This is a genomic window from Streptomyces sp. NPDC088762, assembly GCF_044750905.1.
In the GTDB taxonomy this organism is placed as follows: Bacteria; Actinomycetota; Actinomycetes; order Streptomycetales; family Streptomycetaceae; genus Streptomyces.
Map to the genome: position 1 here is coordinate 219,590 of NZ_JBIVKT010000010.1, position 21,680 is coordinate 241,269.

Genomic DNA, 21,680 nt, shown 5'->3' on the forward strand with positions numbered 1-21,680 from the left:
TGGAGAGGAAAACCCCTCTGCGTCTACTTCTCTCGCCCGGCGGTCCCGCTCGCGAGCGCCCACTCGCGGTTGAGGGTGCCCAGCGGGACGCGGCGCTCGAAGACGGGCGTGCCGAACAGGGACAGCTGCAGGTGGAGCTGCCCGCTCAGGTCGAAGCCGCCGTACAGCGCCCAGGCGCCGCTGAGGGAAGACCTGCCGTCGCTGGACGCGGCCGCCTTGACGTCGGCCTCGCCGCGCACGTAGGGGGCGAAGTCCGCGCTGACGCCGACGGCCCCGTACAGGCCGACGGAGGCCTCGGCGCCGAGCGCGCCCTTGACCTTTCCGGCGGCGGTGACGCTCGCCTTGACCGGAGTGCTCCGGACGTTCGACGCGCTGACCGGCGTCCAGCCCTTGCCCGCCGCGTAGCTGCCGCCGACCTTGAAGTCGCCCTTGACGTCCTGCTGGACGTCGAGGGTCACGCGGCCGTCGGCCTCCACCTGGACGTAGCAGGTCAGGTCCAGGTTGACGACGACCGGCACCGGGCCGACCTGGATGACCGGAGCGCTGTGCAGCTTCGCGAAGGGGATCCGCTTGGGCGCCCCGGTGCTCGCGGCGGCGCGGCCCTGGAGCTTCCACTGCGAGGACCAGTCGCCGCTCATGCCGAGGAAGGCGCCGCGCGGACCGGAACCGCCGCCAGAGCTGCCGTCGTACGAGAACTCCACCTGGGGGGCGAGCTGGACGAATCCGGACACCGAGGCGCCGGCCGAGGCGGGGGCGTCCGGGGCGGTGTCGACGGCGGCCTGCACGTCGAGGCGCAGGTTGCCCAGGGGCAGCTTCGCGCCCTCGGGGCCGAACGTCATGCCCCGGCCCTTGGCCCAGGAGAAGGTGACGCCCTTCATCAGGGGCTCGACGGTGACCGACGACGGGTCGACGGGGACCTTGCCGTCGGCCTTGTCGTCGCCCAGGACGGAGGTCAGCGTCGTGGAGGCGGTCTTGACCTCGGTGCCGCCCTCGGTCTTCCCGACGACCTCGGTGACCTTGGCGAGCAGACCGTCGGGGGCGCCGGGCGCCGGAGCGCTGGCGATGACGTCGCCCACCGCGACGGGCCGGTCGGCCTCGGGAGACCTGCCCGGCGACGGCGAACGGGAGGGCCCCTGGGGGGCCTTGGCTATGACGGCCCGTCCGCTCGCCCGGTCGTAGGAGGTGACCTTCAGCGAGGACTTCTCGGTCGTGCCCTTCCCGGCGGCGCGGGCCACGGCCGCCGGTGTGGGCGTCCCCTGAGGCGCCGCGGCCACGTCGAGCCGCTGCGACGTGCCGTCGGCCGTGGCCGCGAGGGGGGAGGGGGCGGCGGCGTCGGAGGCGCCGGTGTGGGCGGTGGAGGAGCAGCCGGTGGCGGCGAGCGCCAGTGTGGTCAGGCCGGGGAGCAGGAGGCGTCGGGCGAGCGTGCGCACGTGGGTGACCTTCGAGTGCGTGAGGGGTGGGGGGGATTACCGATCGGTAACCGGAAGTCGATCATGCCATGTGCGTATAGCGGCAGTCATGTCCGGATCCCGCCAACTCCCTGACGTTATTTGGTGGTTGAAGCTTCACCCACCCTCCTGCGGAGCCGGTCGCGCGCCCGGCCCGCCGGCTCCTACCGCAGCGCCCCCGCCTTCGTGCCGTCCGTCAGCTTGCCCGACAGGTCGACCTGCGCGCCCTCCCGGGCCTTGACCGCCAGCCGGTTGCCGTTCGCGGACCCGCTCACCCCGCCGCCCGACACCGACAGCGAGGCGAACTGCGCACTGCCCGCCGCCAGGACGTACCACTGGCCCGCCCGCGACTTCCACAGCACGCCCGCCAGCACCCTGGGCTCCCGCGGACCGCAGGCCTGCGACCCCTCCGACCTCGCCGCCTGCGCGGCGAGCGGGGCGCCCGGCGTCAGGAACTGCGCCTGCACCCGGTCCGCCGAGCCCTGCCAGGTCTCGGCCCGCGTGCACAGCCAGGTCGCCGTCCCCTCGCCCTCCGGCAGCGGCTGCTTCGCGTACGTCCAGGCGTTGACCGTACGGACCCCGTGCGAGCGGACCGACGGCAGCAGGCAGGCGATCCGCGACCAGTCACCGAGCTCCGCGGCCTCGGTCACATCGCGCTCCGCACCCGGGGCGCCCGACGTGAGCCGGGCCGGGGTCAGTTCACCCAGGTCCGTGATGAGCCGGGTGGCGCCGTCACCGGTCAGGGCCAGACCGTTCCAGCTGGTGCAGTCGCCCGCCGGCGCCGGACTCGGCACGGGCGGGGTGACCCCGTCCGGGCCGAGCTTCAGGGCCGCCGGGGCCTCGCCCGGCTTCAGCAGGTCCCGCAGGGCCGCCCCGGTCACCCAGGGCGCGGCGAGGTAGCGGACGTTGCCGTCGACCCGGCTGACCACGAGAGCGGTCGCGGTGTCCGCGGAGGCGCCGTCGGTCCGGGCGAAGTCCAGGGCGGCGCCGCTGGTCCCGGTGCGCGGCTCGGCGTACCGGACCACGCGCAGGCCGTCGTGGAACAGCACCACGACGGCCTGGTCGACGGCGCCGGCGAACAGCAGCTGCGGCGGTCCCATCGGCGGTCCGGAGGGGGTCCCCGGGGTGGCCGAGACGACCACCGAGGAGCCGGGCCGGGCCCAGACGGCCAGCGCCCGGCGCAGCAGCCCGGCGTCGTCGGCCCGGTCGCCGCGCGCGGGCCAGGCGGAGAAGTCCGTACGGGAGGACGTGCGCCACAGCGTGGGCGCGGCCCGGAGCAGCTTGCCGGGATCCAGCGCCTCTTCGGCGGCGGCGTTGCGCGCGTACGGCGGGGCGGCGGCCCCGTCCGCGCCCCAGCCCCCGCCGGGCAGCGCGAGCAGCGCCCCGCACACGGCGAGGGCGGCCCCGGCGGCCAACGCGGCCCGCACCAGGCGCCGCCGGCGCAGCAGGTCGGTGGGCCGGGCCTGGAGCACGCACGGGTCGAACTCGGGGGAGGCGAACAGGGAGTCGTTCGCCGGGTCCCCGGACTCCGCGACCGCGGCGGCCGGGTCCGCGACCCCGGCCTCGTCCAGCACCCGGAGCACCTCCGGCTCGGGCAGCCGCTCCAGGGCCCGCAGCACGCAGGCCGCGCGCCCGGGCCCGCCGAGGGTGGCCAGCCACTGGTCGAGGGCGAGCTCCTCGGCCCCGCCGGAGCGGGGGAACAGCCGCAGCCCCCACACCTGCGGGAGCGCGGGCGGGAGCTGCGCGCGCCGGGGCAGGGCGCGGAAGGTCAGCGGTACCCCGGCCTCCAGGGCGGCGCGCAGCACGCGCAGCCGGACGTACGCGTACCCGGCGTCGCCCTCGCCGCCGCGCTGGCCCGGGACCCCGCCCCGCACGGCCGCCGCCGCGTCCCGGCGGCCGCGGGGCAGGGCCCGCTGGACCAGCGAATGGGCGGTGAGCACCCGGCGGTTGCGGCCGAGTGAGGGCGGCAGCACCAGGTAGGCGAGCCGCACCAGCCGAGGGTAGTGCTCGACGATGGCGGCCTCGGCCTGCTCGACGTCGGGAGACAGGGGGCGGGTGGCGGTATCCGGCGCAGTCACATTCAGCAGAACGAGGGAATCGTCGGATGGTCACCGATCCCCGGCGCAATCGTTCGGAAGGACCGGCGGCAGCGCCCGGGCGCACGGGTGGGGCAGCGGGCCGGTGCTCCGGCGGACGGCCCCGGCCACGAGGCCGCGAGGCCGTCAGGCCGTCAGGCGGGCGCGCAGCGCCTCGACCGTCTCGTCGGAGACGCCGAGCCCCTCGCGCACGTACTTCTCCATGGAGCCGTAGCGCGTCTCGACCTCGTCCAGGGCCGCCTTCAGGTAGGCGGGGAAGACGCCGATCAGCGCGAGCGCGATGTCCGGGTCGCCGCCGGCCGCCGTGAAGCCCTCGATCATCGGGGCGAAGGCCTGCTTGACCGCCGGGTTCACCGACAGGTACTCGGCCATCAGCGTCTCCTCGTCCGCGCCCAGCAGCGACAGGATGACCGTCGCGCCCCAGCCGGTACGGTCCTTGCCGGCCGTGCAGTGGAAGAGCAGCGGCCCGGCGTCCGGGTCGGCGGCCTCGGTGAGCAGCATCCGGTACGCGGCCTGCCCGGAGGCCGAGCTCACGAAGGAGCGGTAGACGTCGCCGAACAGGGCCTGCGCCTTGCCGCCGCCCAGGCGCTCCTCCGCCACCACCGGGTCGGACAGCAGGTCCTTGAGCTGTGCGGCGGCGGGCATCCGGCCCGAGTTCATCTTGTCGGCGAGGACATCGCCGACGAGCACCCGGACGCCGTCCGGGACGCGGTCGGGGTAGGCGGTGCGCTCGCCGGCGGTGCGGAAGTCGATGACGGTGCGCAGGCCCAGCGCGGCCATCACCGGGTCGGCGTCGAGGTCGAGCCGGTCGAGCTGGCCGGAACGCAGCACCAGGCCGGAACGGACGGTGCGGCCGCCGGAGAGGGGGGTGCCGCCGAGGTCGCGGAGGTTGGCGACGGTGGTGGCGGGGGTGGCGGTCATCGTGGCTGCTCCAGCGGCTCGGGCGGGCTCGTGCGCGTGCTCTCGTGCGTGTTCTTGCATGCGCACTCTTTGGTGATTCATATGATTTTCGGATGCTTTGGCCCGGAAAGGCAATCGACGGCCAGCGAGACCCCGATCCCCAGGGCGAGGGCCGCCAGGTGTCCGGCGTCCGTGAAGCTCCGCCGGCGCCCCAGGACGGGGGCCGCGGCGAGGGCCAGCAGCCCCGCCCGTCCAGCCGTACGGACCGCCCCGCGCGGCAGGGCCGAGGTCAGCGCCCCGAGCACGGCGTTGAATCCGTAGCTGGTCCCCACGTCCAGGGCGCGCCGGGTCCGCGGATCGGCCGTCCGGCGCAGGGCTCCGTACACGAGGAGGGTCGCCGTCGCGTGCCCGAACAGGAACACCGCGGCCGTCCACCAGGCGCCGTACGCGTACTCGGCGTACCCGAGCACCGCGACCAGCAGCAGCGCGTACGGCAGGGGCATGGGTTCCTCGACGACGAAGGCGCTGCTCAGCAGCGTCTCCCAGCGCCCGGCGGCGAGATTGTCGACATTCGTCGAGCAGCTGCGGAGCAGGCGCTCCCGTTCCGCGGCCGCCATCCGCTCCAAGGCGTGCGCCCCGAGCTGGACCCCGCCGGCGTAGACCGCTCCCAGTGGAATTGGATTCACCCGATCATGATCGGATACGGCCTCCTGGCGGGCTCCACCGGCCCCGTGGGACCATGTCCCGGCCATGCCGAGGAGCCGTGCGCCGATGCGCACCACGCGGGCCGCGATGTTCGCGGCGATGTGTACCGCATTGGGTGCGGTGGGGCATTCGTACATGTCCGGCACCGATATCCCCCTTATGGGCCTTCTGTGTGCTTTCGGGGTGACCGGCGCACTCGCCCGGCTCGCCACCGGCCGGCGGCGGGGACCGGCGGGGATCGCCGCGGCCCTGCTCGCCGTGCAGGGGGTGCTGCACCTCGTCTTCTCCGGCAGCCGGGCCGCCGCGCCGGCGTCCGCGTCCGCGGCGACCACCGGTCACCACCACGTGCCGGGCATGGAGACGGGCGGGAGCGGGGGCGCGGGCGCCGACCCGGCCGCGATGGCGGCCGCGATGGCCGACCCGACGGGCATGGCAGACCTCACGGGCATGGCAGACCTCACGGGCATGGCAGACCTCACGGGCATGGCCGACCTCGCCGGCATGGCCGGGCACGCGATGTCCGGTCACGGCGGAGCCGGTCACGCCATGGCCGGTCACGGCGGAGCCGGGATGATCGCCGCGCACGTGCTCGCCGGACTGTTCTGCGCCGCCTGGCTGGCCTGGGGCGAGGCCGCCGTCTTCCGGCTCGCCCGGACCCTGGGCGCCGCCGCGCGGCACGCGGCCCGGCCGCTCGCCCGCGCGCTCGTCCTCGTACGGGAACGGGTGGCGGCCCCGGCGGCCCCGGCAGCCCTGATGACGTGCCGCCCCCCGTACGAACGGCCGCGCCGTCTGCGCGGGGCCGTGCACGCCCACGCCGTGGTGCGCCGCGGGCCGCCCGCGGGCCGAGCCGTCCGCACCACGGCCCCCGGCCGTCCTGCCCGCGCCTGAACCGGCGCACCCTCCGCCCGGAGGGGCGAGACCTGGGGCCGGTTTCCCCATGTCTTCGCCTACACCTAGGACCCACATGTCTCTCGACGAGGCCCAGGGCGCCCGCACGCCGGACGCCACCCCAGACGCCCCCGCCGGCATACCGAAGAACCGCGGCGGCAGTTGGGCCGCCCTGCGGCCGCTGCTCCTGCGCATGCACTTCTACGCGGGCCTGCTCGTCGCCCCGCTGCTGTTCCTCGCCGCCGCCACCGGGCTGCTCTACGCCGGCTCCTGGCAGGCCGAGAGGATCGTCTACTCCGACCAGTTGACCGTCGCCCGCGTGGGCGAGGCCGCCCTGCCGCTCAGCGCCCAGGTCGCGGCGGCCAAGGCCGCCGCACCGGACGGGAAGGTCACGTCCGTGGCGCCGGCGCCCAAAGCCGACGAGACCACCCGCGTGGTCATGGAGGCCCCGGGGCTGGAGGAGGGCCGGACCCTCACCGTGTTCGTCGACCCGTATACGGCCGAGGTGCGCGGACAGCTCACCACCTCCGGCGACGCGCTCCCGCTGCGGGCCTGGCTGAGCGAATTCCACTCGAACCTCCAGCTCGGGGAGTTCGGCCGGAACTACAGCGAGCTCGCCGCGAGCTGGCTGTGGGTGGTCGCCCTCGGCGGGCTCGCCCTGTGGGTCGGCCGCCGGCGCAAGCGCACGGCCGACCTCCTCCGCCCCGACCGTGCGGCAACCGGACGCCGCCGGACCCTGTCCTGGCACGGGGCCGTCGGGCTCTGGTCGGTCGCCGGACTCGTCGCCCTCTCCGCCACCGGCCTGACCTGGTCGAAGTACGCCGGCGAGAACATCGGCCGGCTCCAGGACCGCCTCGGCGGGGCCACCCCCGCCGTCTCCGCGAAGCTGACCCCCGGCCCGGGCGCCGCAGCCGGCGACGAGCACGCCGGCCACGTCATGACCGAAGGCATGGAAATGCCGCCGCCCGCCCCGACCGCCGACGTCGGCATCGACCGCGCCGTCGCGGCCGCCCGCGCCGCAGGCGTGACCGAGTACCTCCAGGTGACGCTCCCGGCCCAGGGCAAGGGGTACGTCGTCAAGGAGAAGGACAAGCAGGTGCCGGTGCACCTGGACGCCGTCTCGATCGACCCCGCCGACGGCCGGGTCATGGACGAGCTGCGCTTCGCCGACTACCCGCTGCTCGCCAAGATGACCCGCTTCGGCATCGACCTGCACATGGGCCAGACCTTCGGACTCGTCAACCAGCTGGCGCTCGCCGCGCTCGCCGTCGCGCTGATGTTCCTCGTCTTCTGGGGCTACCGGATGTGGTGGCTGCGCCGGCCGACCAAGGACCGCGTGTTCTCCGCCGGACGTGCCCAGCCCCGCGGTGCCTGGCGGAAGCTGCCGGTGACCGTGCTGCTGCCCCTGGCCGCGGCGACCGCGGTGGTCGGCTGGTTCGTCCCGCTGCTCGGCCTCAGCCTGGTCGCGTTCCTGGTGGCCGACGCCCTGTGGGGCTTCGCGGTCAGGCGCCGCACGCAGGCCCCGACGCCGGCCCCGTAGCAGCGGCAGCGGGCCGGCGGCCCGTCCCCCGGCCGGGGGTACGGGCCGCCGGCCCGCCCGCACCTGTTCAACAGGCCGCTCAGGGGGCGTACTTGTACCCCACCCGGCGCACGGTCTGGATGGCGCCGCGGTGGGACGCGCCCAGCTTGCGGCGCAGCCGGGCGATGTGGACGTCCACGGTCCGGCCGTCGCCGACGTGGCCGTAGCCCCAGACGGTGGTCACCAGCTGGTCCCGGCTGTGCACCCGGTGCGGGTGCTTCACCAGGTGGGCCAGCAGCTCGAACTCCAGGTAGGTCAGGTCGAGTACGTGCCCGTCGACCTCGGCGGTGCGCCGCGCCGAGTCGATGCGGACCAGCGCGTCGCCCACGGCGGCCGGGGACTGGGGGGCCGGAGCGGCCGGGGGAGCCGACGGTCCCGGGGTGGCCACCGCCTGCGGGGCGAAGGCGATCGGCGGCTGCTGGTCGGCCGGTACCAGGACCAGGTAGCCGACCATCGGCGGATGGCCCGGCAGGGCCGGCAGCGTGTGCTGGGGCGCGGGCAGCCAGGTGGCACCGGGCGGGAGCAGGTCCACGACCCGGGCCACCTCGTCCCGGTCCACGGCCCGCAGCCGGTGGCGGGGACTGGGAGGGAAGGTCAGGGGAGGGGTGGAGGTCGCAGCGGAGGCGGCAGAAACGAGGGAACGGGTGTTCGCCATGAGTGGTCAGCTCTTTCACGCGGAGGGCCGGCAGGAGACGTACGCACGTGCGTCATCGATGTCGTACCGCGCAGACCGAAGGCCTCGGGGAAGGTCAGGTGGGAGATCCCGGAGGCTTTAGAGGGCCGGCGCGTTCTTCGCGCGGCAACACACCCGGTCGAAATCGTGGTCCTGACGGGACGGCCAGAACGGCTCGAGGTCGCTGCGACCTGACGAGGTGTGCGAGTGGCTGGCCATGGCGTCATTCAAGCAGATGTGCGGCGCCCGGGGCAGACCTTGTCTCAACTAATGGATCGGAATCTCAAATTCCGCGATCACATGTTCGCCGGACGGTCACAACCCAGACATATCGTCAACGGCCGGTCGCCCGCACCTCGTCGCTCCGGCGGCCCCGTATCGCATCGTGGACCGATCCGTCCCACCGGCAACAGCGGAACGCCCGCCCTCCCCGGAGGGAGAACGGGCGCCGCGTGTGCCGATCAGCGGCCCGGGGGTCATGGGCCCGGGGGCCAGGCAGGGCCGGTGTGCCGGTACTAGACCAGGCCGTCCTTCTTCAGGCCCGTGCAGCAGGTGTCCGTGATGAGGCGGGTCACCACGTACGGGTCCACGTTGGCGTTCGGGCGGCGGTCCTCGATGTAGCCCTTGCCGTCCTTCTCCACCTGCCACGGGATGCGGACCGAGGCGCCGCGGTCCGAGACGCCGTAGCTGAACTCGTTCCAGGGGGCGGTCTCGTGCAGACCCGTCAGGCGCTCGTCGATGCCGGCGCCGTAGTTCTTCACGTGGTCCAGCGGCTTGCTGCCCTCGCCCAGCGCCTTGCACGCGGAGATGATCGCGCGGTAGTCCTCGCGCATCGCCTTCGTGGAGAAGTTGGTGTGCGCGCCCGCGCCGTTCCAGTCGCCCTTCACCGGCTTCGGGTTCAGCGTCGCCGACACGTTGAAGTCCTCGGCGGTGCGGTAGAGCAGCCAGCGCGCGATCCACAGCTGGTCCGAGACCTCCAGAGGGCCGACCGGGCCGACCTGGAACTCCCACTGGCCGGGCATGACCTCGGCGTTGATGCCGGAGATGCTCAGGCCCGCCGCCAGGCAGTGGTCCAGGTGCTTCTCGACGATCTCACGGCCGAAGATCTCGTCCGAGCCGACACCGCAGTAGTAGCCGCCCTGCGCCGCCGGGAAGCCGTTCACCGGGAAACCGAGCGGGCGGGAGCCGTCGAAGAAGGTGTACTCCTGCTCGATGCCGAAGATCGGCTCCTGCTCCGCGAACTCCTCGGCGATCGGACGCAGCAGCGCGCGGGTGTTCGACTCGTGCGGGGTCATGTCGATGTTCATGACCTCGCACAGGACCAGGACGTTGTTCCCGCCGCGGATCGGGTCCGGGCAGGAGAAGACCGGCTGCAGCACGCGGTCGGAGGCGTGGCCCTCGGCCTGGTTGGTGCTCGATCCGTCGAAGCCCCAGATCGGCAGCGCGTCGCCGTCCGCGAGGATCTTCGTCTTGGAGCGAAGCTTCGCCGTCGGCTCGGTGCCGTCGATCCAGATGTACTCAGCCTTGTAGCTCACGGGCCCCATCCTCAGACTCTGCGGGTGCTGCTGGTCGCTGCTTCATCGCTGCGGTGTCGACCGCAGCGTGCCCCGCCGCGATTTCCCTTCCGTTGCCCGTGTGTGAACCCCGTGTTACCGACGTTTACGCCGCAGGTCGGGTGGGTTGTGCGGGTCGGCAGCGGGTTGGGGGCGGAGCGTCCGTCCGGGTGGGGCAGACTGGTCGGATGAGCATTTTGTCTGATGTGACCTCTGCCGGAGACCCCGTCGAGAGTGCCGTCGCGACCCCCGCCGTGACCCCCGTGACGAGCCCCGTCGAGGGTGCCGCCCAGCCGGTCCCCGCAGGCCCCCGACCCCGGGTCGGACTGATGGGCACCGGCCCCTGGGCGCGCCGTACGCACGCCCCCGCACTCGCCGCGCACACCGGCTCCGACTTCGCCGGAGTGTGGGGCCGCCGGCCCGAAGCCGCCGCCGAGCTGGCGGGCGAGTACGGCGTGAAGGTGTACGAAAACCCCGAGGCGCTGTTCGCCGACTGCGACGTGGTGGCCTTCGCCCTGCCGCCGGACGTCCAGGCCCCGCTCGCCGTGCGCGCGGCCGCCGCCGGCTGCCACCTGCTGCTCGACAAGCCCGTCGCGACGACCCTCGAGGACGCCCGGGCCGTCGCCGCAGCCGTGGCGCGGCACGAGGTCGCCTCCGTCGTCTTCCTCACCCTGCGCTTCGCCGAGCCCACCGCGGGCTGGGTCGCGGAACAGGCCGGGCGCTCCGGCTGGTTCACCGCCTCCGCGCACTGGCTCGGCGCCGTCTTCCCGCCCGACGGCACGCCCAGCGCCTACGCCGACTCGCCCTGGCGCAAGGCCAAGGGCGGCCTGTGGGACGTCGGCCCCCACGCGCTCTCCGTGCTGATCCCGATCCTCGGGGAGGTCACCGCCCTCAGCGCCACCCGCGGCCCCTCCGACGTGGTCCAGCTGGCCCTCCGGCACGCCTCCGGCGCGGCCAGCACCGCCGTACTCAGCCTGGGCGCCCCGCGCGAGGCCGCCGGGGTGGGCCTGGAACTGCGCGGCACCGAAGGCGTTCACGCGCTGCCCGGCTGGAGCGACGTCCCGGGCGCCTACGGGCGCGCCCTGGACGCCCTGCTCACCTCGGCCCGGACGGGGGTGCCGGACCCGCGGGGGGCGGAGTTCGGAGCCCGGCTGACGGAGCTTCTGGCGGAGGCGGAGGGGCAGCTCCCTATTTGATGAGGGCGTTGGCCACGATGATGGCGAGCCCGATGGCGGCGTCGGCCAGGCCGATGAGCAGCGCGGAGTGGAGCCGGTAGCCGACCCGGAGCGCCACGAAGGAACCCCAGGCGAAGAGCAGCGCGGTGTTGAGGGCGAGGCCGACGGAGGTGACCCCGTACTCGTCCCAGCCGGCGAGCCCCGCGAGCACCAGCAGCAGGACGGTGGGCAGGGCGGCCACGATCATGGGCCACTCGTTCCACAGCGCCCGGGCGAACGGTTGCCACCGATGGAGCGCGGAGCCCCGCTGGTGGGCGGACATGTGGTGCGAGTACCCGTGCGCGAGGCCGGCGGTGGTGGCCGTGACGAGCACCCAGCTGGCGTCGTAGAACGGCGTGTAGTCCCCGCCCTCCCGGTGCAGCGCGGCCAACAGCCCACTGGCCAGCACCGTCCCGTACACCCCGCCGAACATCCAGTCGGTGCCCCGCCGGCGCGGCGGATGCGGGTGCCCACCGGCGGCGGGCTGCGGCTGGTGCTGCGGCTGCGGCTGCTCGTTCACGATGGGTCCCTTTGGTGCGGTACGTCCCGTTTTGCTGCTCGGGCCACCCTACGCGGGACGGACGTGGGGGCGAGGTGAAGAGAGGCACTCCCGGCTGGGCGGGGTCTTGACGCCGCACTCATCACTGCTGGGTGCGGGGGCTCACTTACCCGGAATCCGTGAGGGTTTGGGGGTTTCCCGTCAGTCCCATCGTCTCTCCGGTTCGGGCCGGTCCCTCAAGGGCGCTCCCTTCGGTCGCGTCGCTTCGCGATGGCCTGCGGCCACCCTTGACCGACCGACCCGAACCGGAAAGCCGAAAGACTGCCGGGAAGCCCCCAAAAGAACGATCCACGGGTCCATGCCCATATGAGGGGCCGCCAGGGAGCAGACGACCCCGCTCCCCTAATCCGGCCATGGCCAACCATGAGGGCTGGACGGCGCCTGGGCGCGCGCACCATGCCCGAGCCCGGCCCCGCCGGCAGGCATGTTCCGGGCCGGGGGCGGCTCTACCCGCACCAGACGGCGGCTAGAAGCCCCTCCGGACCGGCGAGCGCGTCAAATCGCTACGCGCTCCTCATTTATCAGCGTCCTGCGGCCGTCTCGGGCTGGACATAAGCCGCGATCGATCTCTACGCGCTCCTCACGTCTCGGCGTCTGCGGGCCGCCTGGTGTTCGCCTGCCACTCGCGGCCGATGCCCCGAATCAGGGCCGGGTAGACGCCGAGGTACCTGAAGGGCTTGATGGCTGCCATGTATACGGTGCCGAGGAAGCCGTTCGGCTTGACCAGGACGGCCATCTGGCCGTGGTAGCCGCCCGTTCCGTCGAGTACCCAGCCGATGTGCATCAGGCCGTGCACCGTCCGGTTGCCCATCTCCGCCACCCACTCGTCGTGGGTCTGGTAGACGGACGTGAAGGGGACCGCGCCGAGGTCCGCACCCCGGGGCCCCTCCCTGAGGTCCTCGGGCAGTCGGTTCCGGAGCGAGTCCACGCGGGTGCCGACCCCGGAGCCGGCCTCGTCCCAGCCGAAGAGCTTGCCGAGCTTCCAGCGGATCGCGAAGAGCATGCGCGGGATCGGGCCGGAGATGGGCTCTCCGGTGCCGTGGGTGAACTGGTCCACCAGCCGCGCGAGGTCGTCGGGACCGCCTGGGGTCGGGAGCGCCCACACGTCCTCGACGTGGAAGTCACCGGCGATCTCATGGATCCGCCAGGGGCGGGAGGTGTGCGCAGTCACGGGGAGTCTCATCCGTTGGCCCCTATCTATACGATGCCGTATAGATCAAGCTAGCACCTTCTATACGGCACCGTATAGACGAGGGAGGAACACCATGGGCGTGACGCGGACGCCTCGCGGCAAGTGGATCGAGGAAGGCCTCAGAGCCTTGGCAGCCGGCGGCCCGGAGGCCGTCCGGATCGAACCGCTGGCACAGGCGCTCGGCGTCAGCAAAGGCGGCTTCTACGGTTACTTCGACAACCGGGGCGCGCTGCTCACGGAGATGCTCGACACCTGGGAGCGCGGGGTCACCGAGTCGGTGATCGAACAAGTCGAGAGCGGAGGCGGAGACGCGAGGGCCAAACTGGAGCGCCTCTTCGCGATCGCCTCGTCCGCCGACGGCCCGACGACGGGCGTCGCGGCCGACCTCGCGATCCGCGACTGGGCCCGCCGCGACGAACAGGTCGCCCAGCGCCTGCGGCGCTGCGACAACCGCCGTATGGACTACCTGCGTTCCCTGTTCCGCTCTTTCTGCCCCGACGAGGACGAAGTCGAGGTCCGCTGCATGCTCGCCTTCTCCCTCCGGATCGGTTACCACTTCATCGCCGCCGACCACCCTGGCCGCTCCCGAGCCGAAGTCATGGCCCTGACCAGGCAGTGGCTCCTCCGTTGACTCGCCCAACTCGCCCGACTTGCCCAGGCGGAGCCTGAGACCGGTTTTCCCAACCTCTCACTCCATCTAGGCGCTTCACGCCCCTCAACCAGCCACCAAATAGGGACAAACAACCCGCTGCCGCGGTCTCGGAGACGCTTGTAGCGATCTTGGGCGGCTTATGTCCAGCCCCAGACGGCCGCAGGACGCCGAGAAATGAGGAGCGCGTAGCGATTTGACGCGCTCGCGGGTCCGGAGGGTCTTCTCGCCGCCGTTTGGTGCAGGTAGAGCCGCCCGTGGCCCGGAACATGCCTGCTCGCGGGCCCGGGCTCGGGGCCGCATGGGCGCCCGGGCCTGGGCGCCGTCCAGCCCTCATGGTTGACCCTGGCCGGTCTGGGGGAGCGGGGTCGTCTGCTCCCTGGCGGGCCCGCATATGGGCGTGGACCCGTGGATCGTTCTTTTGGGGGCTTCCCGGCAGTCTTTCGGCTTTCCGGTTCGGGTCGGTCGGTCAAGGGTGGCCGCAGGCCATCGCGAAGCGACGCGACCGAAGGGAGCGCCCTTGAGGGACCGGCCCGAACCGGAGAGACGATGGGACTGACGGGAAACCCCCAAACCCTCACCACTTCCGAGCAATTGGGGCCCCGCCCCTCCCCCCCGATCCACCCCTCACCCACCCCCTCCCTCAAGCCCCCTCACCACCTCCCCCAACACCCCCACAGCCCTCCCGAAAACCGCGTTCGGAGGTGCCGCATACCCGACCACCAAGCCCTCGCGGGAGGGGCCGGACGCGGCCGGGTGGCGGTAGGAGGAGAGGCCGTCCAGGGCCAGGCCCGCGGCCTCGGCGGCTGCCAGGGCCGGGGCCTCGCGCCCCGGCGGCAGTTCCACGACCGCGTGCAGGCCCGCCGAGATGCCGGTCACCCGGACCTCCGGGGCGCGGGCCGCCAGTACGGAGACGAGCTGGTCGCGGCGGTCCCGGTAGTGGCGGCGCATGCGGCGCACGTGCCGGTCGTAGCCGCCGCACTCGATGAAGTCGGCCAGGGCCAGCTGGTCCAGCGCGCTCGCCCAGGACTCGCGGAGCCCCTTCGCCGCCAGGACGGGACCGACCAAGTCCTCGGGGAGGACCAGCCAGCCGAGGCGCAGCGCCGGCGACAGGCTCTTGCTGAGCGAGCCCGCGTACACCACGTGGTCGGGGGCCAGTCCCTGTACGGCGCCGACCGGCTTGCGGTCGTAGCGGAACTCCCCGTCGTAGTCGTCCTCCACGATCAGCCCGCCGGCGGTACGCGCCCACTCCACGGCGGCGGCGCGCCGGGCCGGCAGCAGGCGGCCGCCCGTCGGGAACTGGTGCGCCGGGGTGAGGAGCAGGGTGCGGGCCCGGGCCGGGACTTCGTCGGTCCGGGCCCCGTCCCCGTCTACGGGAAGGGGGTGCGGGCGGACCCCGGCGGCTTCGAGGATTCCGTGGTGGAAGGGCAGTCCGTACGCCTCGACGGCCCAGTCCCGGGGCCGGATCGAGGCGAGCAGGCGCAGGCCGTTGGCGAAGCCGGAGCAGATCACGATGTTCTCCGGGCCGGTACGCACGCCCCGTGCCCGGGACAGATAGCCGGCCAGCGCCCGCCGCAGCTCCGGGCGGCCGTGCGGATCGCCGGGTCCGAAGGCCTCGGTGGGCGCCGCGGCGAGGGCCCGCCGGGCGCTGGCGGCCCACGGACCGCGCGGGAAGGAGGCCGGGTCGGGTTTGCCCTGGAGGAGGTCGAAGCGGGGGCGTTCGGGGGCGGGTCCCGCCGGTGCGGCCGGTGCGGCCGCGGCCGCCACCCCTTCCGCGACCCGGGTTCCGGAGCCCTGGCGGGCGGTGAACCATCCCTCGGCGACCAGCTCCGCGTACGCGTCGGCGACGGCGTTGCGGGCCAGTCCGAGGTCGGCGGCCAGGGTCCGGTAGGGCGGCAGCCGGGTTCCGCCCGCCAGTCGGCCGCTGCGTACGGCGTCGCGCAGCGCCTGTGCAAGGGCGGCCCGCCGAGCCCCTTCTACGCGGAGCTCCAAGTGCAGATCGGCTCCGGCCCCCGTCCCCGCTCCGGACCCCACCCCCGCCTCCGAGCCCAAGCCGCCCCCTCCGCCCGCCCCGCGAGACGTCATGCGCCCGCCTCCGCCGCGAAGACGGTGTGCGCGGCCGTCAGGAAGCGGCGGATGGTCTCCCGTTCGGCGGGGGCGAAGGAGTCCAGCACCTGGAGCAGCCCGTCGATCAGGGGGCCGAAGAACTCTCGGCCCAGACGGATCGCCTCCGGCTCCACGCGCAGCAGGATGCGGCGGCGGTCGTGGTCGTCCCGGATCCGGGCCACGTGGCCGAGCCGTTCCAGCCGGTCGATCACGGCGGTGGTGCCCGCCGAGTTGAGGCCCAGACGGGTGCCGAGCAGGCCCGCGGTGGCCGCTTCGCCGGCTCGGGCCGCGTCCAGCAGGCAGATCAAGGCGCGTACGTCGGTCGGATGCATGCCGTTGCGGGAGGCGAACTCCGCCTGCCGCAGCCCGAATTCGACGGTCACCGCCCGGAGGAGGTGCACCAGGTGCAGTGGGTCGGGTTCCCGGTTGTCGTCCACATGGCCTCCGGCCGCCTGATCTGATATCTCTCGCTGAGCGAGATTATCGCGCTTCGAGACATTGGAGGTGGAGCCCCCATGCCGACCGGCTCTGCGAGTGCGAGTGCGAGTGCGCGTGCGCGTGCAAGGGCGTCCTTCCGTGCCGCCTACGACACCGCCCTCGGCCAGTGGCCCGGGCGGGTGGAGGCCGTCGAGCTGCCCACCCCGTACGGCCTCACCCGCGTCAACAGCTGCGGCCCGCTGAGCGCGCCGCCGCTGGTCCTGCTCCCCGGCGGCGGAGCCACCTCCGCCGTGTGGGGTGCCTGCGCCGCGGCCGGGCTCGCCCGCGGACACCGCGTGCACGCCGTCGACCTGGTGGGGGATCCGGGACTCAGTGTCCCCGCGCCGGGACGGCCGGTACGGACCACCGGGGACCTCGTCGGCTGGCTCGACGCGGTGCTGGACGCGCTCCTCGGCGAAGCCGGCGGCCCCGGCCGGCAGGCCCTCACCCTCGGTGGACACTCGTACGGGGCGTGGATCGCCGCGCATTACGCCGCCCACTACGCCGCCCGTAACGCCGTCCCCGGCGCGACCCACTCCGCCGCGCGCTCCGGCTCCCAGCCCGCCGCGCGCTCCGGCTCCCAGCCCGCCTCCCGCGACGGTGCCCGGCTCGGCCGCCTCGTCCTGCTCGACCCGACCCAGGTGTTCACCGGGCTCCGCCCCGGTTACGTACTGCGCGCGCTGCCCATGCTGGTGCGGCCCACCCCGCGGCGGATCCGGTCGTTCCTGGCCTGGGAGACCGGTGGCGCCGCGCTCGACCCGGCCTGGCTGCGGCTCCAGGACGAGACCGCCCGCTTCCCCGCCGTCCGGCCGGTCACCGGCCCGCGCCCCGACCTCGCCGGGGTCTCCGGACCGGGGGAACTGCCGGTGCACGTCCTGTTCGCCGAGCGTGCCCGCTGCCACGACGCCGCCCGCGCGGCCCGGGCCGCCGCCGCGGCGCTGCCGGGCGCGCGCATCGACGTACTCTCCGGAGTCTCACACCACGGGCTGCCGCTCACGGCGGCCGAGGAGATCGCCCGGCGGCTGGTCCAGGGCTGAGGGGCAGTCAGGACCGGCCGTTGCGGGACAGCGCGTCCCGGACCGCCTCCTCGGAGCGGGCGACCACGGCCGTGCCGTCTTCGGCGGTGATGATCGGACGCTGGATCAGCTTCGGGTGCGCGGCCAGGTGGGCGATCCAGCGGGCCCGGGCCTCGTCGGTCTCCTCGCGCGGCAGGTCCCGTACGCCCGTCTCCTTGGCCAGCGGGTCCGAGGTGCGCGTGATGTCCCACGGCTCCAGTCCGAGGCGGCCGAGCACGTCGCGGATCTCGTCCTCGGAGGGGACGTCCTCCAGGTAGCGGCGCACGGTGTAGTCGGCGCCCTCGGCGTCCAGCAGGGTCAGCGCGCTGCGGCACTTGGAACAGGCGGGATTGATCCAGATCTCCATGGCCCCCAGCCTATCCAGAGCGTGGTCGGGAGCCGGTCTGGCCAGGGGCTTCTGTCAGTGGTCGCCGGTAAAATCGAGGGAGAACGACAGGAAGCCAACTACCGTTTGGGAGGCTGTAGATGGCCACTGCCACCACCATCCAGCACGTCAAGAAGAAGCCGCTGCCGGCGGGTCTGCCCCGCGAGTGGTACGAGAGCCACAACCGCCGTCTGAAGGCGATGCGCCTGGCGATATCCCTGCTCGACTCGGGGACGTACGACGCCCGGCGCGCGACCAACCGGAAGATCCGGACGATGGCCGTCCGGACGGGGATCCACCGGCCGTCCAATGTCACCTGCAAGATGGTGCGCGCCTTCATCCAGGAGGCGTGACAGTCGGCCATCGGCCATCGGCCACCGGCCACCGGCCACCGGCCACCGGCCCTCACCCACTCCGTGCCGACCGGCAGGACCGGCACGGAGTGGTCATCCGTCCTGGCAGAGCAGCAGCAGGGCCACGTCGTCGCGTGGTCCACCGCCCGTGAAGGTCACCAGATCCCGCCACACCGACTCGACCAGGCCCGCCGGATCCGTCGCCAGTACGGGCACCCGCACGGCCAGCGGATAGAAGTGCCCCGCCGCGTCCCGGGCCTCGGTCACCCCGTCGGTGTGCAAGAGGAACCGGTCCCCGGGCCGTACGGGCAGCTCCGCGACCTGCGCGGGCAGCTGGCCCCCGAGCCCCAGGCCCAGCGGCGGACCAGGCTCCACGGCGACCTCCTCCACCAGCCGCCCGCGCAGGCGCAGGGCGGGCGGGTGCCCGCACGACACGATCCGTACGAGGTCCAGCCCGGGCGGGAACTCCATCAGCACGGCCGTCGCGAACAGTTCGGGCCGCTCCACGGACGCGGCGGACGCGTCCGCCGTCAGCCGCCGGTCCAGCCGGGCCGCGACGGCTGACAGCTCCGCGTCGTCGAGCACCGCCTCGCGGAAGGCCCCGACCAGCGCCGCCACGGTGCCGACCGCCGCCAGGCCGTGCCCCTGCACGTCCGCGACCAGCGCCCGCACTCCGTACGGCCCCGCCCGTACGTCGTACAGGTCCCCGCCGACCAGGGTGCCGCGCTGGGCCGCCCGGTAGAGGCCGGAGCAGGCCACCGGACCCACGCGTTCCGGCACCGGCGGCAGGACCGCCAGCTGCGCCGCCTCCGCGACCGTCCGTACGCTGACCAGCTGCGCGTCCCGGCGCCGCCGGACCCAGGCGATCACCACGCTCAGCAGCCCGACCGTGGCCACCGTGGCGAGGTCCGCGCCCCGGGCGTGGGAGATGCCGAGGCTGGGCACGCCCAGCAGGAAGAGCACGAGGGCGGCGAAGAACGCGGTCCCGGCCGCCCCGTACGCGAAGGCCGCCACCGGCGGCAGACCGGCCAGGAAGTAGCCGAGTTCCACGTCGCCGGGGGTGAGGCTCTGGGCGAGGACCAGCACCACGAGGGCCACCGCGGGCGCGAACCGGGCCCAGCGCGGCGGCGGCGCCCCGCGCAGCCAGCCCGGCTCCCCGCGTCCGCGTTTCACACCTCCACCCTGGTACGGGGGCGGTGCCCGCGCACCCCGGACCGGTCCACCGGGTGGCCCGCGGCGGTCCTGGCCGCGACAGTGGTGTGCGTGACGGTAAACGAAGGCCCGGGTGAGGCCCCGGCCAAGGCGGCCCCGACGCCCGCGCACCTCGAGGCCCACGGCGCCGGGGGCGGTGCGCAGAGCGGGGAGATCAGCACGCGGCTGAACTGGCTGCGGGCGGGGGTGCTCGGCGCCAACGACGGGATCATCTCCACGGCCGGCCTGGTGGTGGGCGTGGCCGGGGCCACCACCTCGCGCTCGGCGATCCTGGCGGCGGGGGTGGCCGGACTGCTGGCGGGCTCGCTGTCGATGGCGGCGGGGGAGTACGTGTCGGTCAGCTCCCAGCGGGATTCGGAACGGGCGGCGCTGGATCTGGAACGGCGGGAACTGGCGGAGGAGCCGGAGGCGGAGCTGGACGAACTCACCGAGCTGCTGATGGGGCGGGGGCTGAGCCGGGAGCTGGCGCGGGAGGCGGCCGAGCAGCTGACGGAGCGGGACGCGCTGCGGGCTCACGCCCGGGTGGAGCTGGGGATCAACCCCGACGAGCTGGCCAATCCGTGGCATGCGGCGCTGGCCAGCCTGGTCGCCTTCACGGTGGGGGCGTTGCTGCCGCTGCTGGCGATCGTGCTGCCGGGGCCGTCGGAGCGGGTGCCCGTGACCGTGGGGGCGGTGCTGGCGGCGCTGACGCTGTGCGGGGTGATCAGTGCCCGGCTCGGCGGAGCGCCGGCGCTCCGCGCGGTCGGCCGCAACGTGGTCGGCGGCGCCTTGGCCATGGCCGTCACCTACGCGGTAGGCACCTGGCTCGGCACCACCTGACCCCCGCCCCTCAATCGCCGGCGAGGCTGGGTGTGGCTCCGCTTGATCGGGCGTGTGGAGCGTTGGGAAGGGCGGTGAGGCTGCGCCCGGTCTGCGTGGCCGGCGGTGCGGGCCGGGCTCCGCCCGCCCCCGGGGCTCCGCCCCGCACCCCGCGCCTCAATCGCCGGCGGGGCTGGATGTGGCTCCGCTTGATCCGGTGCCACAAACGCCCGCGGGGCACGGGGCGGCTTTGCTTGAACCGGCGCCTCAAACGCCCCGCGCGGGCAGGAGGTGGCTTCGCTTGATCCGGTGCCTCGAGTGTGGGCGGGGGTGGGCTGGCTCCGGCTGAGCCGGTGTCTTGAGCGGCGGCCCGGCTGGGTTGCGCGGAGCGCAATGTCAGCCTCGCCGGCGTTTGAGGCGCGGGTCCGGGCGGAGCCCGGGGCCTCCCCGGCAGGGGGGTGAGGGGGCCCGCTTCCGGGCCCGTACGGTTCCGCCGCGGGCGGCGCATGCCGCGACGCGCCCCACCGAGCCCGCGCGGCGAGCCGCGGGCCCCGCCCCGGATCCGCCCGAGCCTGCGCAGCGACCCGGCTGGATTGCGCGGAGCGCAATGTCAGCCTCGCCGGCGTTTGAGGCGCGGGTCCGGGCGGAGCCCGGGGCCTCCCCGGCGGGGGGTGAGGGGGCCCGCTTCCGGGCCCGTACGGTTCCGCCGCGGGTGGCGCATGCCGCGACGCGCCCCCGAGCCCGCGCGGCGAGCCGCGCGCCCCGCCCCCGATCCGGCCGAGCCAGCGCAGCGACCCGGCAGGATGGGGGTATGCGTATCGCGGTCACCGGTTCCAGCGGGCTCATCGGCAGTGCCCTCGTGCGGTCCCTCCGGGGGGACGGGCACGACGTGGTGCGGTTCGTGCGGGGGGCGCCCGCCGGGGCGGACGAGGCGCGGTGGGATCCCGTGCGGGGGTACGTCGATCCCGGTGCGCTGACCGGCTGCGCGGCCGTCGTGCATCTGGCCGGGGCCGGGATCGGCGAGCACCGGTGGACAGCCGCGTACAAAAAGCAGATCCGCGACAGCCGGGTCCTCGGTACGGCCGCGATGGCCCGGGCGCTGGCCGCGCTGGAGCAGCCCCCGCAGGTGTTCGTCGTGGGGTCCGCCGTCGGGTACTACGGCGACGCCGGCGACCGGGTCGTCGACGAGGACTCGCCGGCGGGCGACGGCTTCCTCGCGCAGGTCTGCGTCGAGTGGGAGGCGGCCGCGGAGCCGGCCCGCGCGGCCGGGATCCGTACCGCCTTCGCCCGTACCGGCCTGGTCGTCGCCGGCCACGGCGGGGCCTGGGGCCGGATGTTCCCCCTCTTCCGCGCCGGCCTCGGCGGCCGGCTCGGCAACGGCCGCCAGTACTGGCCGTACATCTCGCTGCGCGACGAGATCGCGGCCCTGCGCCACATCATCGACACCCCCTCCCTCTCCGGCCCGGTCAACCTCACCGGCCCCGAGCCGCTGACCAACCGCCAGGTCACGGCCGCCATGGCCCGCGTGCTGCACCGGCCCGCGGTGCTGCCCGTACCGGCGGTGGCCCTGCGCCTCGTGCTCGGGGAGCTCGCCTCGGACGTGCTGGGCAGTCAGCGGGCCCGCCCCACCCGCCTGCTGGACTCGGGCTTCGTCTTCCACGACCCCGGCATCGAGCAGGCCATCCGGGCTTCGCTCCGCACCGGATAGCCGGGCCGTGCGACCGGCGTGCGACCGTTTGTGACCCGGATGCGACCGCCGTGCGACCGGAGATGACCGCAATACCCCAACCAACTTGGGTTCCCCTGGAGCCGGTTGGGGGAAGGAGGATCCCCACACA

The 21,680-nt window shown here is 74.1% G+C and carries 20 protein-coding genes; 8 read left to right on the forward strand and 12 right to left on the reverse strand.

Going from position 1 to position 21,680, the window contains the following annotated elements; genetic code table 11:
* Positions 1-23 precede the first annotated feature (23 nt).
* The 4 genes from ACIP5M_RS22925 to ACIP5M_RS22940 all read right to left on the reverse strand — a co-directional run bounded on the left by ACIP5M_RS22925 (position 24) and on the right by ACIP5M_RS22940 (position 5,130).
* Entirely contained in the window at positions 24-1,430 is a 1,407-nt protein-coding gene (locus ACIP5M_RS22925; protein WP_401199819.1) for a hypothetical protein, read from the reverse strand.
* Between the two features lie 182 nt (positions 1,431-1,612).
* Positions 1,613-3,526 (reverse strand): hypothetical protein, encoded by a 1,914-nt coding sequence (locus tag ACIP5M_RS22930; protein ID WP_401199820.1) that lies wholly within the window; start codon positions 3,524-3,526, stop codon positions 1,613-1,615.
* A 144-nt stretch (positions 3,527-3,670) separates the two neighbouring features.
* Positions 3,671-4,465: a tyrosine-protein phosphatase gene (locus ACIP5M_RS22935; protein WP_401199822.1), complete on the reverse strand. Its 795-nt coding sequence runs from the start codon at positions 4,463-4,465 to the stop codon at positions 3,671-3,673.
* Positions 4,466-4,542: 77 nt separating this feature from the next.
* Positions 4,543-5,130, reverse strand: a complete 588-nt coding sequence (locus ACIP5M_RS22940) for a rhomboid-like protein (RefSeq protein WP_401199824.1) — start codon at positions 5,128-5,130, stop codon at positions 4,543-4,545.
* A 202-nt stretch (positions 5,131-5,332) separates the two neighbouring features.
* Between ACIP5M_RS22940 and ACIP5M_RS22945 the strand changes: the two genes are divergently transcribed.
* Together ACIP5M_RS22945 and ACIP5M_RS22950 are read left to right on the forward strand one after the other, a co-directional pair.
* Positions 5,333-6,037, forward strand: a complete 705-nt coding sequence (locus ACIP5M_RS22945) for a hypothetical protein (RefSeq protein ID WP_401199826.1) — start codon at positions 5,333-5,335, stop codon at positions 6,035-6,037.
* Between the two features lie 76 nt (positions 6,038-6,113).
* Positions 6,114-7,577, forward strand: a complete 1,464-nt coding sequence (locus ACIP5M_RS22950) for a PepSY-associated TM helix domain-containing protein (protein ID WP_401199828.1) — start codon at positions 6,114-6,116, stop codon at positions 7,575-7,577.
* Positions 7,578-7,656: 79 nt separating this feature from the next.
* Here ACIP5M_RS22950 and ACIP5M_RS22955 read toward each other — a convergent pair whose 3' ends face one another.
* A complete protein-coding gene (locus tag ACIP5M_RS22955) occupies positions 7,657-8,271 on the reverse strand; it encodes a winged helix-turn-helix domain-containing protein (RefSeq protein WP_401199830.1) in 615 nt (204 codons plus the stop codon).
* 533 nt (positions 8,272-8,804) lie between these two features.
* Positions 8,805-9,824 carry a glutamine synthetase gene (gene glnII / locus ACIP5M_RS22960; RefSeq protein WP_401199831.1) on the reverse strand — a complete coding sequence of 340 codons (1,020 nt, stop codon included), beginning with the start codon at positions 9,822-9,824 and terminating at the stop codon, positions 8,805-8,807.
* Positions 9,825-10,171: 347 nt separating this feature from the next.
* Here glnII and ACIP5M_RS22965 point away from each other — a divergent pair, with 347 nt between their 5' ends.
* A complete protein-coding gene (locus ACIP5M_RS22965) occupies positions 10,172-11,038 on the forward strand; it encodes a Gfo/Idh/MocA family protein (RefSeq protein WP_401199977.1) in 867 nt (288 codons plus the stop codon).
* Here the strand turns inward: ACIP5M_RS22965 and ACIP5M_RS22970 are convergent.
* Positions 11,031-11,576, reverse strand: coding sequence for a hypothetical protein (locus ACIP5M_RS22970; RefSeq protein WP_401199833.1), 546 nt, complete (start codon positions 11,574-11,576; stop codon positions 11,031-11,033). The genes ACIP5M_RS22965 and ACIP5M_RS22970 overlap by 8 nt on opposite strands.
* A gap of 619 nt (positions 11,577-12,195) precedes the next feature.
* Positions 12,196-12,798, reverse strand: coding sequence for a DUF2867 domain-containing protein (locus ACIP5M_RS22975; protein ID WP_401199835.1), 603 nt, complete (start codon positions 12,796-12,798; stop codon positions 12,196-12,198).
* Between the two features lie 82 nt (positions 12,799-12,880).
* Here ACIP5M_RS22975 and ACIP5M_RS22980 point away from each other — a divergent pair, with 82 nt between their 5' ends.
* Positions 12,881-13,438, forward strand: coding sequence for a TetR/AcrR family transcriptional regulator (locus tag ACIP5M_RS22980; RefSeq protein WP_401199836.1), 558 nt, complete (start codon positions 12,881-12,883; stop codon positions 13,436-13,438).
* A gap of 645 nt (positions 13,439-14,083) precedes the next feature.
* On the opposite strand, the gene ACIP5M_RS22985 is transcribed toward ACIP5M_RS22980, so the two are convergent.
* Both ACIP5M_RS22985 and ACIP5M_RS22990 read right to left on the reverse strand, forming a co-directional pair.
* Positions 14,084-15,541: a PLP-dependent aminotransferase family protein gene (locus ACIP5M_RS22985; RefSeq protein ID WP_401199838.1), complete on the reverse strand. Its 1,458-nt coding sequence runs from the start codon at positions 15,539-15,541 to the stop codon at positions 14,084-14,086.
* Positions 15,538-15,999, reverse strand: a complete 462-nt coding sequence (locus ACIP5M_RS22990; RefSeq protein WP_401199840.1) for a MarR family transcriptional regulator — start codon at positions 15,997-15,999, stop codon at positions 15,538-15,540. Before ACIP5M_RS22990 ends, ACIP5M_RS22985 begins: the two co-directional genes overlap by 4 nt.
* A 78-nt stretch (positions 16,000-16,077) precedes the next feature.
* On the opposite strand from ACIP5M_RS22990, the gene ACIP5M_RS22995 reads away from it, so the two are divergent.
* The gene (locus ACIP5M_RS22995) at positions 16,078-17,076 is read left to right on the forward strand and encodes an alpha/beta fold hydrolase (RefSeq protein WP_401199842.1); all 999 of its coding nucleotides are present in this window, start codon (positions 16,078-16,080) and stop codon (positions 17,074-17,076) included.
* Between the two features lie 7 nt (positions 17,077-17,083).
* Here ACIP5M_RS22995 and ACIP5M_RS23000 read toward each other — a convergent pair whose 3' ends face one another.
* Positions 17,084-17,461 carry an ArsC/Spx/MgsR family protein gene (locus tag ACIP5M_RS23000; protein WP_401199843.1) on the reverse strand — a complete coding sequence of 126 codons (378 nt, stop codon included), beginning with the start codon at positions 17,459-17,461 and terminating at the stop codon, positions 17,084-17,086.
* A gap of 119 nt (positions 17,462-17,580) precedes the next feature.
* Between ACIP5M_RS23000 and ACIP5M_RS23005 the strand changes: the two genes are divergently transcribed.
* Positions 17,581-17,832, forward strand: a complete 252-nt coding sequence (locus ACIP5M_RS23005) for a hypothetical protein (RefSeq protein ID WP_215140646.1) — start codon at positions 17,581-17,583, stop codon at positions 17,830-17,832.
* Positions 17,833-17,925: 93 nt separating this feature from the next.
* On the opposite strand, the gene ACIP5M_RS23010 is transcribed toward ACIP5M_RS23005, so the two are convergent.
* Positions 17,926-19,005 carry a PP2C family protein-serine/threonine phosphatase gene (locus ACIP5M_RS23010; RefSeq protein ID WP_401199845.1) on the reverse strand — a complete coding sequence of 360 codons (1,080 nt, stop codon included), beginning with the start codon at positions 19,003-19,005 and terminating at the stop codon, positions 17,926-17,928.
* A gap of 90 nt (positions 19,006-19,095) precedes the next feature.
* Between ACIP5M_RS23010 and ACIP5M_RS23015 the strand changes: the two genes are divergently transcribed.
* Both ACIP5M_RS23015 and ACIP5M_RS23020 read left to right on the forward strand, forming a co-directional pair.
* The gene (locus tag ACIP5M_RS23015; RefSeq protein WP_401199847.1) at positions 19,096-19,863 is read left to right on the forward strand and encodes a VIT family protein; all 768 of its coding nucleotides are present in this window, start codon (positions 19,096-19,098) and stop codon (positions 19,861-19,863) included.
* Positions 19,864-20,653: 790 nt separating this feature from the next.
* Complete coding sequence (locus ACIP5M_RS23020; protein WP_401199848.1) at positions 20,654-21,550, forward strand: TIGR01777 family oxidoreductase; 897 nt, start codon at positions 20,654-20,656, stop codon at positions 21,548-21,550.
* The last annotated feature ends 130 nt before the right edge of the window (positions 21,551-21,680 follow it).